The sequence below is a fragment of the Mesorhizobium sp. M0001 genome (assembly GCF_040324255.1).
Taxonomy (GTDB): Bacteria; Pseudomonadota; Alphaproteobacteria; order Rhizobiales; family Rhizobiaceae; genus Mesorhizobium.
Map to the genome: position 1 here is coordinate 190,944 of NZ_JAMYVS010000005.1, position 14,899 is coordinate 205,842.

The 14,899-nt window shown below is 63.0% G+C and carries 11 protein-coding genes; 6 read left to right on the forward strand and 5 right to left on the reverse strand.

Features of this window, described 5'->3' with window-relative positions; genetic code table 11:
* Nucleotides 1-153: 153 nt before the first annotated feature.
* Nucleotides 154-846 carry an alpha/beta hydrolase gene (locus NKK50_RS16515; RefSeq protein ID WP_023834257.1) on the forward strand — a complete coding sequence of 231 codons (693 nt, stop codon included), beginning with the start codon at nucleotides 154-156 and terminating at the stop codon, nucleotides 844-846.
* A 57-nt stretch (nucleotides 847-903) separates the two neighbouring features.
* On the opposite strand, the gene sthA is transcribed toward NKK50_RS16515, so the two are convergent.
* Nucleotides 904-2,292, reverse strand: coding sequence for a Si-specific NAD(P)(+) transhydrogenase (gene sthA, locus NKK50_RS16520; protein ID WP_023682415.1), 1,389 nt, complete (start codon nucleotides 2,290-2,292; stop codon nucleotides 904-906).
* Nucleotides 2,293-2,482: 190 nt separating this feature from the next.
* On the opposite strand from sthA, the gene NKK50_RS16525 reads away from it, so the two are divergent.
* The 3 genes from NKK50_RS16525 to NKK50_RS16535 all read left to right on the forward strand — a co-directional run bounded on the left by NKK50_RS16525 (nucleotide 2,483) and on the right by NKK50_RS16535 (nucleotide 4,874).
* Complete coding sequence (locus NKK50_RS16525; RefSeq protein ID WP_023673020.1) at nucleotides 2,483-2,953, forward strand: RDD family protein; 471 nt, start codon at nucleotides 2,483-2,485, stop codon at nucleotides 2,951-2,953.
* A 139-nt stretch (nucleotides 2,954-3,092) separates the two neighbouring features.
* The gene (locus NKK50_RS16530) at nucleotides 3,093-3,857 is read left to right on the forward strand and encodes an arginyltransferase (protein WP_023682417.1); all 765 of its coding nucleotides are present in this window, start codon (nucleotides 3,093-3,095) and stop codon (nucleotides 3,855-3,857) included.
* Between the two features lie 120 nt (nucleotides 3,858-3,977).
* A complete protein-coding gene (locus NKK50_RS16535) occupies nucleotides 3,978-4,874 on the forward strand; it encodes a DMT family transporter (protein WP_352543655.1) in 897 nt (298 codons plus the stop codon).
* On the opposite strand, the gene NKK50_RS16540 is transcribed toward NKK50_RS16535, so the two are convergent.
* Together NKK50_RS16540 and parC are read right to left on the reverse strand one after the other, a co-directional pair.
* Complete coding sequence (locus NKK50_RS16540) at nucleotides 4,862-6,076, reverse strand: AI-2E family transporter (protein WP_352543656.1); 1,215 nt, start codon at nucleotides 6,074-6,076, stop codon at nucleotides 4,862-4,864. The two genes, NKK50_RS16535 and NKK50_RS16540, sit on opposite strands and share 13 nt — an antisense overlap.
* Before the next feature lie 235 nt (nucleotides 6,077-6,311).
* Nucleotides 6,312-8,564 (reverse strand): DNA topoisomerase IV subunit A, encoded by a 2,253-nt coding sequence (gene parC / locus NKK50_RS16545; RefSeq protein WP_023673024.1) that lies wholly within the window; start codon nucleotides 8,562-8,564, stop codon nucleotides 6,312-6,314.
* Between the two features lie 404 nt (nucleotides 8,565-8,968).
* On the opposite strand from parC, the gene NKK50_RS16550 reads away from it, so the two are divergent.
* Complete coding sequence (locus NKK50_RS16550; protein ID WP_023682420.1) at nucleotides 8,969-10,159, forward strand: aq_1923 C-terminal domain; 1,191 nt, start codon at nucleotides 8,969-8,971, stop codon at nucleotides 10,157-10,159.
* A gap of 230 nt (nucleotides 10,160-10,389) precedes the next feature.
* On the opposite strand, the gene aspS is transcribed toward NKK50_RS16550, so the two are convergent.
* Both aspS and NKK50_RS16560 read right to left on the reverse strand, forming a co-directional pair.
* Complete coding sequence (aspS, locus tag NKK50_RS16555; RefSeq protein WP_023682421.1) at nucleotides 10,390-12,177, reverse strand: aspartate--tRNA ligase; 1,788 nt, start codon at nucleotides 12,175-12,177, stop codon at nucleotides 10,390-10,392.
* Nucleotides 12,178-12,814: 637 nt separating this feature from the next.
* Nucleotides 12,815-13,573: a DeoR/GlpR family DNA-binding transcription regulator gene (locus NKK50_RS16560; RefSeq protein WP_023689527.1), complete on the reverse strand. Its 759-nt coding sequence runs from the start codon at nucleotides 13,571-13,573 to the stop codon at nucleotides 12,815-12,817.
* A gap of 107 nt (nucleotides 13,574-13,680) precedes the next feature.
* Between NKK50_RS16560 and NKK50_RS16565 the strand changes: the two genes are divergently transcribed.
* Entirely contained in the window at nucleotides 13,681-14,886 is a 1,206-nt protein-coding gene (locus NKK50_RS16565) for an MFS transporter (RefSeq protein ID WP_023682424.1), read from the forward strand.
* Nucleotides 14,887-14,899 lie beyond the last annotated feature (13 nt).

The window sequence follows — 14,899 nt, forward strand, 5'->3', positions numbered from 1 at the left end:
CATGCCGGGATGCGACCATCGGCGCACACCGCTTCGATTCCTCCCGCAGGGAGCATATCGGCGCAGAAACGGTCTGAAATGAGCCTGTTGCAATCACATTTGGCGGAGCGTGAAAATATTCCGTTTTGAAGCTGGCAAAGGACCAATGTCTCCGTGAAAACAACGAGATATGAGCGTGCTCGATATAGCGACGAGAACGCCTTTCTGCACCAGGATCTGGCCTTTCCCTACCGCCTCCTCAAGCCGGAGAATGCCGGCGGCGAGAGCCTGTTTTTACTGCACGGATCGGGTGTCGACGAAACGACGATGGTCCCGATTGCGAGGCAGATCGCCCCTAACGCCACGCTGGTCGCGGTGCGTGGCCGCATCCGCCAAGAAGACGGCTTCCGCTGGTTCGAGCGGATCACGCCGACCAGTTTCGAACAGGCGAGCATCCGTGCCGAAACATCGTACTTTGCCGCCTTCGCAAGCGAGGCCGCAAAGCGCCACGGGCTCGACCTCGCCCGGGCGACTTTCCTCGGCTATTCCAACGGCGCCAATCTGGTTTCCAGCCTGATGCTGCTCAACTCCGGCCTCGTCCGAAAAGCGGCGTTGCTGAGAGCAATGCCCGTGCTTGACGATGCGCCGGCAACCAATCTGACCGGAACGCGCGTCCTGATTGTCGCCGGTGCCGCGGACGAGACCTACGGGCCGGTTGCGCCGCCACTGGTGAGGCTGCTCAACAAACATGGCGCCGAGGTCGATGCGCGCATCGTGCCTTCAGGTCACGAAATCGGCGACCCGGATGCCGCCATCGTCCGCCAATGGCTGGCGGGACCAGCATTGGTCGCACGCCAGGCAGGCTAAGAGACCTTGGTAGACCGCATCGGCGCCCGGCGGAACGGCTGAGCAGATGCTCGTCGCCTAGCCCTGTCCCATCCGGTTCCAGGCATCGAGCCCGGCGATCTTGTAGGCTTCGGCCAGCGTCGGATAGTTGAAGGTGTTGTTGACGAAGAAATCAACCGTGCCGCCGAGGTTGATCACCGCCTGGCCGATATGGATCAGTTCGGTGGCGCCTTCGCCGACGATGTGGGCGCCGAGCAGGCGGCGCGTTTCGACCGAGAACAGCAGTTTCAGAAAGCCGGAGTTGACGCCCATTATGTGGCCGCGCGAGGTTTCGCGGAACCGCGCCAGACCGACTTCATAAGCAGCGCCGCTCTCGCGCACCTGCTCCTCCGACTGACCAACGGTGGAGATTTCCGGCACGGCGTAGATGCCATAGGGGAAGGTTTCCGGCGGCGGTGGCAGTTGCACGCCGAAGGCGTGGCAGGCGGCCACCCTGCCTTGCTCCATCGATGTCGAGGCAAGGCTGGGGAAACCGATGACGTCGCCGGTGGCATAGATGTTGGGCGCACTGGTCTGGAAGGTCTGCGGATCGACCTTGATGCGGCCCCGGGAATCGGCCTCGATGCCGACCACGTCGAGGCCGAGGCTGCCGAGATTGCCGCTGCGGCCGGCGGCGTAAAGCACGATCTCGGAGCGGATGGTGCGGCCATCGGCGAGCGTCACTTCGGCATAGTCGGGTTTTGAGACGATTTCCTTGACCGTACTGCCGAGGCGAATGGTCATGCCGCGGTCGCGCATCTGGTGGATGAAGTCGTCGACGATCTCGCGGTCGACGAAATCGAGGATGGTGTTGCGCGGCTCCACCAGCGTCACCGGCACGTCGAGCGCCGAAAAGATCGTCGCATATTCAACGCCGATGACGCCGGCGCCGATCACCGTCAGCGTGCGCGGCAGATGGTCGAGTTCCAGCATCTCATCGCTGTCGAAGACGCGGATCTTGTCGAAAGGCACGTCGCGCGGCCGGTGCGGCCTGGTGCCGACCGCGATCAGCGCATTGGTGAAACCAACCTCCGAGTAGTCGCCATTGTCTGCCGTCAGGCTGACCTTGTTTGGGCCGACGAATTTCGCCATGGCGCGCACGCTTTTGACGGCGTTGCGCATAAACTGGTGCTGCAGCACCTCGACCTCGTGGTCGAGCGTCTTGTGCAGCCGCTCGACCAGGTCGGCGATGGAGATGTCCTGCTTGACCCGGTAGCCGCGGCCGTAAAAGCCCCGCTCGCGCCAGCCGGACAGGTTCAGCACCGTCTCGCGCAGCGTCTTCGACGGGATGGTGCCGGTGTGCACCGAGACGCCGCCGAGGCGCCGGCCCCTGTCGACCACCAGCACCGATTTGCCGAGCTTGGCCGATTGCACCGCGGCGCGGCGCCCGGAAGGGCCGCTGCCGATGACCAGCATGTCGTAATCCATGTAACCCCGTCCCCTCGGCGTCTTGTTGCGCCGCAGCAAGCTAACGCCATCCGTCCACCAAATTCAATCGGCTCAACCGCGTCACACTGCCGAGCAGGACCGATGGACGAACCGATCTTGATTCCGCCCGCGGTCTTCACCATTTCAGTGGCGGCGCACCCTAGCGTGGCGCCTGTTACGAGGACATGACATGAACGCGCGCGTACTTGACGGCGAAATCATCACCAGCAGGCTCGACGACGTCAGGGCCTATGACGGTGTGCGCACGCGGCGCATCCTGGCCTTCATCATCGACTATTGCATCGTGGCGCTTCTCACCATTCCGTTCGCGATCCTGGTGGCCGTGCTTGGCCTTTTGACATTCGGTCTTGGCTGGGCGCTGTATTCCATCCTCGTGCCGGCGGTCGCCATTCTCTACATCTGGAACACGCTGGGCGGTCGCAACCAGGCCACATCAGGCATGAAGATGATGGGCATTCGACTCGATCGTCTCGACGGCAGCCGTATCGACGGCCTCACCGCCGTTGTCCATTCGGTGCTGTTCTGGGCGAGCACGGTCATCCTGACGCCGCTCGTCCTCCTGGTGACGCTGTTTTCCGATCGCAAGCGCACACTGCACGACCTGCTGCTTGGCACGGTCGTCAGCCGCAGCGACCGTTGAACCGGCGTTCAACCGGGGCCAACAGGCATTTGTGCGCAAATGTGAAGGGGTCCGCTCAACCCCGCCCTCACAATCCTGTTGAATTTTTCGCCAGCCAAGCCAAAGGTAGAGCGATTCGCAGGAGTGTTCCCAAGGTTCGATGACGCACCATCCGACCCAGTCGCCGCAGTTCTTCCTGACCGCGCCATCGCCGTGCCCGTATCTCGAGGGCCAGTTCGAACGCAAGGTGTTCACGCATCTGGTCGGCGACAAGGCGCCGGAGATGAACGACCTGTTGACGCAAGGCGGTTTCCGGCGCTCGCAGAACATCGCTTACCGTCCCGCCTGCGAGACCTGCCGCGCCTGCGTCTCGGTACGCATCCTGGCGCAGGAGTTCACCGCCAGCCGCAACATGAAGCGGGTGATCCAGCGCAATTCCGATCTGATCGGCGCCATGCACGACGCGCAGCCGTCGACGGAGCAGTATTCGCTGTTTCGCGGCTATCTCGACGCTCGCCATCGCCGCGGCGGCATGTCCGACATGACGGTGCTCGACTACGCCATGATGGTCGAGGATACCCATGTCGACACCAAGGTGATCGAATACCGGCGCCGCGGCCCCGACACATTCATCACCGGCAAGGGCCAGGGCGAGCTGATCGCCGTGGCGCTGACCGACAAGATGGCCGATGGCCTGTCGATGGTCTATTCCTACTTCAATCCCGAGTTCGAGGACCGCTCGCTCGGCACCTTCATGATCCTCGACCATATCGCCCGCGCCCGGGCCATGGGCTTGCCCCATGTCTATCTCGGCTACTGGGTCAACGGCTCGCGCAAGATGAACTATAAAATGCGCTTCATGCCGCAGGAGCATCTCGGCCCGAAGGGCTGGGAACGCTACGACCACGAAGCGGTCACGCGCTGATTTTTCTTCTTACCAGATCCTGATCTAAACATTTTCAGCCGAGACGATGCTGGTCTTCCGCCCGTTGGCGGGGCGATTGCGCCGACCGGCATCTGCTCAACTCATTGCGAAAGCCGTTGCATGTCCTCTCACAATGCCCACACCAAAGGACTTCTGCTCACCGCGCTTGGCGGGCTGGCGCTGACCATCGACATTCCCCTGATCCGGCTCGCCCATGGCGAAGCCTGGACGATCCTTTTGCTGCGCACCGGCTGCACCTTCGTGGCAGGGCTGATCGTATGGGCCATCTGGGGCTCGTTCAGCAAGAATGCTCCGCAGCTGATACCCGGCTGGTCGGGGCTCGTGGTCGCCACACTCTACGGGCTCGGCGCAATCGCCTTCATCACCGCCGTCTACAACACCTCGACCGCCAATCTGGTTTTCATCCTCGCCTTCTCCACCATGTTCTCGGCGCTGCTGTCGTGGCTGTTTCTGAAGGAGCGACCGCAGCCGCTGACGCTTGCGGCAATGGCGCTGATGATCGTCGGCATCGCGATCATCGTCGGCGATTCCGTCGGCACGGGAAATCTGTTCGGCGATGTGATGGCGCTGTGTTCGGCCTTGGCGATTGCCTGCGCCATCACCGTTTCACGCGCCAGCGGCAGGGATATGGGATTCACCGCCTTGACCGGCGTCCTGCTGCCGTTCGGGCTGGCGGCGCTCATGGTCTCCAGGACCGGTTTTCAGGTGGAGGCGCCATGGTGGATCGTTTTCAACGGCGCCGTCATCATGCCGTTCGCCTTCTTCTGCCTGGCCAACGGGCCGAAATACATTTCAGGCCCGGAAGTGGCGATGTTCTATCTCCTGGAAACGGTTCTGGCGCCGGTCTGGATATGGATGATCTTTGCCGAGACGCCGTCGCGCAACAGCCTGATCGGCGGCGTGATCCTGATCGTCACGCTGGTCGCGCATTCCCTGTGGCAGTTGCATGAAGGGCGCAAGCGCCGGGCAGCGCTCGCCGTCGCTTACCCAGTCTGACTTTTCTTCGCGGGGCCGGCGACAATCTCGATCTGCGGCGGCCCGCCTTCGAGCTCGGCCGCCCCGTCGGGAACGGTGTCTTCGGCCAGTTCCACCTCGCGCAGCCATTCGCGCCATATCGCCACCAGCAGCGCCATCAGCACGGGGCCGATGAACAGGCCGAGAAAGCCCATCGTCTTGACGCCGCCGATCAGGCCGAAAAAGGTGGGCAGGAAGGGCAATTTGATCGGTCCGCCGACCAGCTTCGGGCGCAAGGTCTTGTCGACGATGAACAGTTCCACCGCGCCCCAGATGAACAGCGCCAGACCCGCCATCGGCGAGCCGCTGGCGGCGAGGTAGATCGATACAAGCGTAAACGACAGCGGCGCGCCACCGGGGATCAGCGCCATCACGCCGGTCAATGCGCCCAGCGTCACCGGCGACGGCACCCCGGCCAGCCAGTAGGCGATCCCGAGCACCAGCCCCTCGCCGATGGCGATCACGGTCATGCCGGTAACGGTCGAGGAAATGGTCGCCGGCACGACGCGCGAAATCCGCTCCCAGCGCGTCGGCAGGATGCGTTCGCCGAGCCGGTCGATCTGGCTGGCAAAGTGTTCGCCGTCGCGGTAGGCGAAGAACAGCGCGATCATCATGAACAGCAGCGTCAGCAACAGGCCGAAGGCGCTGCCGCCGGCAGCCAGCACGCCGCGATAGATGCTGCCGATATTGGCGCCGCTGACCAGCTGGATCAGCTCGCCGATGCCGCCGGGATGGCCGAAATTGTCGATCCACTGTTCGTTCAGCCACTCGCCGACGACAGGCAGCGAGGTGATCCAGTGCGGTGTGACCGCGCCGTGCCTGTTGGTCTCGATCGCCCAGCCCACCCATTCGCGGACCTCGTTGATGGCGTAGGTGCCGGCGAGCGCTATCGGCACCACCAGGAAGGCGAGGATGAACAGGATGGCGAGCGTCGCGGCGACGGTGCGGTTACCGCCGACACCGGCAAGCAGCCGGCGGTAGAGCGGCCAGCTGGCAAAAGCAATGACGAGGGCTGCCAGCACGGGAAACAGGAACCCGTGGAAGAAATAGACGCCGGCGGCGACGATCAGCACCAACAGCCAGCGCGCAGCCGACAGCGGCGGAATGACGGCGGATCGCAACGGTGTCGACAGGCCGAACAGGCGCTGCTGACGTTCCGGCTTCTGGATCTTCGCTTCCTTCAAACGGTCAATTCTCCCCAGCCTACACAGCGTTTATGCACTGTTATAGTGCCGCAATCGTGACGATAGTCCAAATGCCTTGGGATCTCCCCCCTTGAGGGGGAGATGGCCGGCAGGCCAGAGGGGGTCGCCGCGCATGAAGCGCCAGCCTTCTCTGCCAGCGAAAGGGTGTCGTGTCAGGACGTACCGACCCCCTCTGTCGCCTTCGGCGACATCTCCCCCTCGAGGGGGGAGATCCCTACCCAAATTTCCCCGTCCGCGGGAATCCCTTCGGCACCATCCGTCCGGCCGACGCTCTCGCGCCGATCCATTCCGCCAGCTCCTCGCGCGACCTGACGAAGGTGCGGTCGGCGGAATCCTGCCAGGACAGGCCGCTCGCCAGCGTGAAGGGTTTCAGGTCGAGCAGACCGCCATCCTTGTATTTCTGCAGGCGAACGCCCTTGCCGCGGCCCATCTCGGGAATTTCGGAGAGCGCAAACACCAGCATCTTGCGGTTCTCGCCGACAATGGCGAGATGATCGCCTGACACGGGGACGCAGGCCTTGGCCTCGTCGGGCGCCTTGACGTTCATCACCTGCTTGCCCTTTCGGGTGTTGGCGACGACCTCCTCCTCCGGCACGACGAAACCATTGGCATCGTAGGAGACGAGCAACAGCTTGCGCTTCGGGTCGTGGACGAAGGCGGTGACGATGTCCTGGTCGTTGTCCATGTCGACGATGATGCGGATCGGTTCGCCATGGCCGCGGCCGCCCGGCAGCCGGTCGGCGCCGATGGTGTAGAATTTTCCGCCGGTGGTGAAGACCAGGATCTTGTCGGTGGTCTGGGCATGGAAGGCGAGCTTGAGGCTGTCGCCTTCCTTGAAGGTGAGCGTGGAATGGTCGGCCAGATGGCCTTTCATCGCCCGCAGCCAGCCCTTTTCCGAGACCACCACGGTGACCGGCTCGCGCTCGATCATGGCGTGCGCAATGTCGGTCAGATCATGCTCCGGCGCGTCGGCGAACTGGGTGCGGCGCTTGCCGAGTTCGGTCTCGGGGCCGAACTTGTCGCGAACCTGCGTGACTTCCCATTTGATCGTCGACCATTGCTTGGCGTCGGATGCGAGCAATGCCTCGATCTGCTTCTTCTCGGTGGTGAGACCGTCGAACTCCTTGCGGATCTCGAACTCTTCCAGCTTGCGCAGGGCCCGCAGCCGCATGTTGAGGATGGCTTCGGCCTGGGTGTCGGTGAGCGACCAACGGGCCATCATCACCTGCTTGGGCTCATCCTCCTCGCGGATGATCCTGATGACCTCGTCGATGTTGAGATAGGCGATCAGGTAGCCGGCAAGGATTTCCAGCCGCTTCTCGATCTCGCCAAGCCGATGCTTCGAGCGGCGGATCAGCACATCGCGCCGATGGTCGAGCCACTCCTTCAGCACGCCCTTCAGCGACAGGACGTTAGGCACCTTGCCCCGCGACAAAACGTTCATGTTGAGGGGAAACCGGCTTTCGAGCTCGGTCAGCTTGAACAGCGATTCCATCAGAATGCCGGGATCGACCGAACGGCTCTTCGGTACGAGCACAATGCGGACGTCCTCGGCGCTTTCATCCCTGACATCCTCAAGCAGCGGCAATTTGCGCGCGATCAAAAGCTCGGCGATCTTCTCGATCAGCCTGGCCTTCTGGATGCCGTAGGGGATTTCAGTGACGACGATGCTCCAGGTGCCCCTGCCCTGATCCTCCTGGCCCCATTTGGCGCGCACGCGAAAACCGCCGCGGCCGGTCTCATAGGCCTCCAGGATGGATGCGCGGCTGTCGACGATGATGCCGCCGGTCGGGAAATCCGGCCCCTGGACGAACTCCATCAGCTTTGTCACCGGCGCGTCCGGCTGCTCGATCAACTGCAGCGCTGCGTCGCAAAGCTCGGCGGCATTGTGCGGCGGGATGGAGGTAGCCATGCCGACCGCAATGCCGGAGGAACCGTTGGCGAGCAGATTCGGGAAGGCGCCGGGAAGCACTACGGGCTCCTCGTCCTCCTCGTTGTAGGTTGGCCGGAAATCGACGGCGTCCTCGGTGATGCCGGCAAGCAAATCGCTCGCCACCTCGGTCATGCGCGCCTCGGTATAGCGCATGGCGGCGGCGTTATCGCCGTCGATATTGCCGAAATTGCCCTGCCCGTCGACGAGGGGATAGCGCATGGAGAAATCCTGCGCCAGGCGCACCAGCGCGTCGTAGATCGACTGGTCGCCATGCGGATGGAACTTGCCCATCACGTCGCCGACGATGCGGGCGCATTTGGCAAAGCCCTGGTCGGGGTTGAGCCTGAGCAGCCGCATCGCATGCATGATGCGGCGATGCACAGGCTTCAGCCCGTCGCGCACGTCAGGCAGCGCCCGGTGCATGATGGTCGACAGCGCATAGGCGAGATAGCGCTCTTCCAGCGCCTTCTTCAGATCGACCGGTTCGATGTGGTCACCACCGCCATTTTCAGGCGGCAAAATCCTTTTTCCCATGCGGCTGGACTAGCCGAGCGGGTGATTCGCGGCAAGGCGGGGCTGCGGAAATCCGCACTTTGCAGCCTTTGGGCTTACGAGGGCGGCTCAAGGTCCGACAATGGATGTGACGGACTTCATGTTCCCCCTTGCCGTCCCTGTGCAACAGCAGCGGTAGCAGTGCTGTTGCCAACCAACATCAATCTGTTACACGCCTTCTCTAAGGCAGGAGACGGTACGCAGGGGAGCCCGACCTTCATGACATATTCACCGCATCGGGCGAAGGCTCCCGCTCCGATTTGCCTTTCGCCGTGATTTTCGACAACTCTGCGGGAAAGCGCCTTTTTCCCGTCCAGTTCGTCACGGAATGGTGATGGCGTAGAATTGAGAAAACACTTTTTCAGGACTCTCTCAGGGAACTCGCGATGACAATCCAACGTTCGACACTCAAGAAACTTGCTTTTTCGACCTTTTTGCTGACGCTGCCGCTGAATGCCGCCTTTGCGCAAGACACGGCGGTTGCCGACCGACTGAAGGCCGCACTTGCCGTCCAGGGCGTCGATATCACCTGGACCGGCGTTACCGGCGACAATTCCAGCATGGTGCTGCAGGGCGTGTCGGTCAAACCGGCGGCCGAAAAGGAGGCGCTGCCGATCGGCGACGTCAAGCTCGAGGGCGTGACCGAAGCCAATGGCGGCTTCGATGTCGCGACCATCACGACTTCGGCCTTCGAGCACAGCAAGGACGGCGTCACGCTCAACCTCACCCCCTTCGTCATCCACGACGCCAACATCCCGGCTGAGGGCGCTACAGGCCCGCTCGGCTCGATGATGATCTACAAGTCGGCCGAACTCGAAAGCCTGACGGTCAAGGTTGCCGACAAGACCGCCTTCTCGGTGGATGGGCTTGCTGTCCAGATCACGCCGCCGGCCGACGGCAAGGCGATGGAGTTTTCCGCCACCACGGAAAAGTTCAACGCCGACCTGACCCTGGTCGACGATGCGAAATCCAAGGAAGCCATCGAGGCCCTCGGCTACCAGAACATCTCGGGCAATATCGAAATCGGCGGCACCTGGCAGCCGAGCGACGGCAAGATGGACCTGTCGAAATACGACATCTCGGTCGAGAATGCCGGCACGCTCGGCATGACCTTCGGCCTCGGCGGCTACACGGTCGACTTCGTCAAGTCGCTGCAGGAGATGCAGAAGAAGATGGCGGCGCAGCCCGAAGGGGCTGACAATTCGGCGCAAGGCATGGCCCTGCTCGGCCTGTTGCAGCAGCTCTCCTTCAACAGCGCATCGATCCGCTTCGATGACGATTCGCTCACCGGCAAAGTGCTTGAGTATGTCGGCAAGCAGCAGGGCATGTCGGGCAAGGACATCGCCAACCAGGCCAAGGCGATCGTGCCGTTCGGCATGGCGCAGCTCAACAATCCCGAACTGACCGCCGAAGTGACGGCCGCGGTGAGCAAGTACCTCGACGATCCGAAGAGCCTCGAGATTTCGGCCGAGCCGCCGGCAGCGGTGCCGTTCGCGCTGATCATGGCCGGCGCCATGTCCAACCCGGCCGACCTGACCAAGACGCTGGGCGTCCACGTCAAGGCCAACGAAGACTGATCGAAGTTCGCTCCCTTCTCCCCGTCACTATACGGGGAGAAGGTGCCGGCAGGCGGATGAGGGGCGGCGCCAACGCCTGCAAATTGTAGTTCGATGCTGAACCGGTTGTCAGAAGGCGCCAACTGCTAAGGCCGTTCGCCAATCGCCTGCATGCGTGCTGCCCCTCATTGTCCTGTCGGACATTTCTCCCCGTATAGAGACGGGGAGAAAGGGCGGCTTCAACGCTGCCGTCAGTCCTTCTTCACTGCCGCGACACGCAGCGACAGATCACGCAACTGCTGCGGCGAGGCTTCCGAAGGCGCGTTCATCAACAAATCGTAGGCCTGCTGGTTCATCGGGAACATGGTGATCTCTCGCAGGTTCTTGGCGCCGACCAGCAGCATGACGACACGGTCGACGCCGGCCGCCATGCCGCCATGCGGCGGGGCGCCATACTGGAAGGCGCGGTAGAGGCCACCAAAGCGTTCTTCCACCGTGGCGCGGTCGAGGCCAACCGTCTCGAACGCCTTGACCATGGTTTCCGGCAAATGGTTGCGGATACCGCCAGAGGCGATCTCGAAGCCGTTGCAGACCATGTCGTACTGGAAGGCCTTGATGCCGAGCAGGTCGTCGCCGTTGAGCGCGTCGATACCGCCTTGCGGCATCGAGAACGGGTTGTGGGCGAAGTCGATCTTCTTCTCCTCCTCGCTCCATTCGAAGAACGGGAAGTCGACGATCCAGCACAATTCGAAGCGCTCGCGGTCGACAAGGTTCAGTTCTTCGCCGGCACGCGTACGCGCGGCACCGGCGAAGGTAACGAACTTCTTCGGATCGCCGGCGACGAAGAAGGCGGCGTCGCCATCGGCAAGGCCGAGCTGCTGGCGGATCGCCTCGGTGCGCTCCTCGCCGATGTTCTTGGCCAGCGGACCGGCGCCTTCAAGCTTGTCGCCTTCCTTGCGCCAGAAGATGTAACCCAGTCCCGGCTGGCCCTCGCCCTGCGCCCACGAGTTCATGCGGTCGCAGAAGGCGCGGCTGCCGCCGGTCTTGGCCGGAATGCCCCACACTTCGGCCTTCGGATCGTTGGCCAGAATGTTGGCGAAGACCTTGAAGCCGGAATCGCGAAAATGGTCGGAGACGGCCTGCATCTCGATCGGGTTGCGCAGGTCCGGCTTGTCGGAGCCATATTTGCGCATGGCGACATCGTAAGGAATGCGCTGGAATGTCTGCGTCACCGGCTTGCCGTTGGCGAAGGTCTCGAAGACGCCGCGCATCACCGGTTCCATGGTCGACAGCACGTCGTCCTGCTCGACGAAGCTCATTTCGAGGTCGAGCTGGTAGAATTCGCCGGGCAGACGGTCGGCGCGCGGGTCCTCGTCGCGGAAGCAGGGCGCGATCTGGAAATAGCGGTCGAAGCCCGAAACCATGATCAGTTGCTTGTACTGCTGCGGCGCCTGCGGCAGCGCGTAAAAGGTGCCGGGATGGATGCGCGACGGCACCAGGAAGTCGCGCGCGCCTTCCGGCGACGAGGCCGTCAGGATCGGCGTCGAGAATTCGGTGAAGCCGACATCGGTCATACGCTTGCGCATCTCGGCGATGATTTTCGTGCGCGCCACGATGTTCCTGTGCAGCGTCTCGCGGCGCAGGTCGAGAAAACGGTACTTCAGGCGGATGTCTTCGGGATAGTCGGGCTCGCCGAACACCGGCAGCGGCAATTCCTTGGCTGCCGACAGCACCTCGATCTCGCGGGCAAAGATCTCGATCTCGCCGGTCGGCAGGTTGGCGTTGGTGGTGTCCGGCAGGCGCGCCTTGACCTCGCCGTCGACGCGGATCACCCATTCGCCACGCAGCGTCTCGGCCACCTTGAAGGCGGGCGAATCCGGATCGGCGACGATCTGGGTCAGGCCGTAATGGTCGCGCAGATCGATGAACAGCAGGCCGCCATGGTCGCGCACGCGATGCACCCAGCCCGACAGGCGAACCGAAGAGCCGACATCGCTCTTTCTCAACTGGGCACAGGTGTGGCTGCGGTAACGATGCATTGTCATGTCAAAATTCCGGGGTGCTGGGTTGTGGGTCGAGCATCAAAGCCCGGTCCAAAATTTGCGCGAAAAGCGCATGGGAGGCCCGATTTGTCAAGGCAAGCCGGGTTTGGGTCGCCGCCCTATGCGATCGTCAGCATAAAGTCTTTGCCAGGCTTGGCGCATTGCCGCCAGGCATGTTTCTCGCGACAGTGCCGTCCTCAAGCAATCTGGAGATGCTTCATGCCGAAACGCACAGTCCCGTCGGGCGTCGGGCCACATAATGGCCGCGAGTTGGCACTGATGCTTCAGGGCGACAAGCCGATGGCCCTGTTCGGGGCGGAGCCGGGTATGGACGCCGAAGATATTGGCGACACGGGCTTTGCACCGTTTGTCGACGAAGGCCGCATCCTGAAGTTCACCCACTTTGATCCAGAGACGTCCGTGGAAGATCGCCGCTACTGCCTGCCGACAGAGGAATGGCGCTGCAAACTGAGCTTGTTGATCTCCAGAATGTGCCGCAGCGGAGAGGCCTTTGACATCTTCACATCGAATGATCTGGCGAGGCTTGAAGGAGCCCTTCTCGGTTATCAAAGGAAGATGTCGAAGTGTTCGTCGCCCATGCTGCGTCCCGGACTGCCCGCGCGCCGAGCTCCGTTTAAGCCAAATGGATTTCGGCGCCCTGGCGTTCGAAATCCGCGAGGATCGCGGCCGGCGCGGTCTTTTCGACCACGAGGTGGCGGATCGCCTCTGGCCTGGCGACCCGGTAGGGTGCGGCTGTGGCTAGCTTGTCGTTGGTTACAGCGATGACGATGCCTGCGCTGTTCTTGGCCATCGCCCGCTTTACCTCGGCCTCAGCCGAATCGAAGGCCGTGACGCCGCGCGACGCATCGAGACCGCAGGATCCGAGAACAAACAGGTCCGCGCCAAGTTGCGCGACAGCGGCAAGCGTGTCGGCGCCGACGCAGGCGCCGAGGTGGCGGTCGAACCGTCCCCCAAGCACAATCAGCTCGACCAAAGCGTGGTTTGACAGGACGGAGGCAATTTCGAGCGAGTTGGTGGCGACGGTCAGATCGAGGTCGCGCGGGATGGCCCTGGCGATCGCGGCATTGGTCGAGCCGCTGTCGATGAACAGGGTCTGTCCGCGCGAAAGCAGTGCCACGGTCGCGCGGGCCAGCCGCGTCTTTTCTTCGACCGCATGGCCGGCGCGCAGGCCGACCGGCGTGGCCGCGAAGGGTGCGGCCGCGACCGCGCCGCCATAGACGCGGCGGCACTGCCCGGCCTTGGCCAACTCCCTGAGGTCGCGGCGAACCGTGTCTTCCGAAACGCCGAAGCGGCCTGCCAGCTCGCCGGCCAGCACCCTTCCCTCGACGGCCAGGCGATCGCGAATGATTTGATGCCGCTCATCGGTCAGCATTGCATGATCCTGTTTTCTTTGTGCACGTTCTTGCACAATTTGCATGTTTGTGCAAGATAAGGGGATATCAACGACAATCTCCGGCTCTCTTCCCCGAAAGCATCGTCATGACCTTTGGCCTCCGCCTCGCTCCGCAACACCGGGTCTACGCCGGCTTTGCGATCTATTCGTTCGCCATGGGCCAAATCTTCCCGCGGCTGCCCGACATCAAACATGCCATGGGCATAGGAGACGGCACGCTCGGGCTCAGCCTGATCGGGACGCCGATTGGCACCTTGACCGCGCTGACGCTGGCGGCGCCGATCCTGGAGGGCGTCGGCTTCCGCCGCGCGCTGCTCGGACTGGTGCCGCTTTTGTCGGTCGTCTTTGCCATTGCCGTGCATGCGCCTGGGCCGCTTGCGCTATTCCTGATGCTGTTTCCGGTCGGCCTGATGATCGGCAGCGTCGAGATCATTCTCAATGTCGAGGCCGACAGAACCGAATTCCTGCTCAAGCGCCGGATCATGAACCGGGCGCATTCGTTCTGGAGCATTGGCTTTTTCGGCGCCGGCCTGTTCGGCGCCGCGCTTGCGCATCTCGGCATATCGCCGCAACTGCACCTGGCGATTGTCGTACCGATGGTGGCGACAGGAATCGCGCTGTTTCTCGGCGGTTACGAACCGGCGCCGAGCCGCTTCGCCGGCAATGACGAGACGGCGCCAAGGCTAGCGCGGCCGACGCTGCCTATCCTCGTCCTCGTCGCGGTGACGCTGTCGGCGATGCTGATGGAAGGCGCCAGCATCGACTGGTCGGCAATCTACATGCGCACCGTGTTCGATGCGGGCCCTTTCGTCGCCGGCTTCACAGTGGCGCTGTTTGCATTCTCGCAAGCGAGCACGCGCTTCTTTGCCGACTCCTTTGTCGACCGCCACTCGCCGAGCGTCGTGGCGCGGGTGCTGCTGGCGACGATGGCGGTGGGCGTGCTGCTCGTCTTCTTCTCGCCTGCCCCGCTCGTATCGATGCTGGGCTTTGCGCTACTTGGCATCGGCAGCAGCGTGCTCTTTCCGTTGGCGATCTCGGCGGCAGCCCAGCGGACGGACCGCTCCGCGACGATCAATGTCGCGGCGCTGTCGCAGATTTCCTTCGTCGCCTTCCTGCTCGGCCCGCCGCTGCTCGGTTTCGTCTCCGACCATTGGGGCATCCGCTCGGCCTTCGGTATCGGCATCCCGTTCATCATGCTCAGCCTGCTGACCGCCGGCTCGCTTGGCCGAAGGGCTGCCCGGGGCAAGCCTGCGCCGGCGAGCGAAGCTTTGGCGAGGGCCGACGGAGCTTGAACGGCCGCACTTG

Bases quoted from the DNA above. Each gene is read 5' to 3' on its own strand.
- parC (WP_023673024.1), bottom strand. From the start codon at position 8,564: ATGGGAAAAAGGATTTTGCCGCCTGAAAATGGCGGTGGTGACCACATC.
- NKK50_RS16530 (WP_023682417.1), top strand. From the start codon at position 3,093: ATGACGCACCATCCGACCCAGTCGCCGCAGTTCTTCCTGACCGCGCCA.
- aspS (WP_023682421.1), bottom strand. From the start codon at position 12,177: ATGCATCGTTACCGCAGCCACACCTGTGCCCAGTTGAGAAAGAGCGAT.
- NKK50_RS16550 (WP_023682420.1), top strand. From the start codon at position 8,969: ATGACAATCCAACGTTCGACACTCAAGAAACTTGCTTTTTCGACCTTT.
- NKK50_RS16560 (WP_023689527.1), bottom strand. From the start codon at position 13,573: ATGCTGACCGATGAGCGGCATCAAATCATTCGCGATCGCCTGGCCGTC.
- sthA (WP_023682415.1), bottom strand. From the start codon at position 2,292: ATGGATTACGACATGCTGGTCATCGGCAGCGGCCCTTCCGGGCGCCGC.
- NKK50_RS16535 (WP_352543655.1), top strand. From the start codon at position 3,978: ATGTCCTCTCACAATGCCCACACCAAAGGACTTCTGCTCACCGCGCTT.
- NKK50_RS16565 (WP_023682424.1), top strand. From the start codon at position 13,681: ATGACCTTTGGCCTCCGCCTCGCTCCGCAACACCGGGTCTACGCCGGC.
- NKK50_RS16525 (WP_023673020.1), top strand. From the start codon at position 2,483: ATGAACGCGCGCGTACTTGACGGCGAAATCATCACCAGCAGGCTCGAC.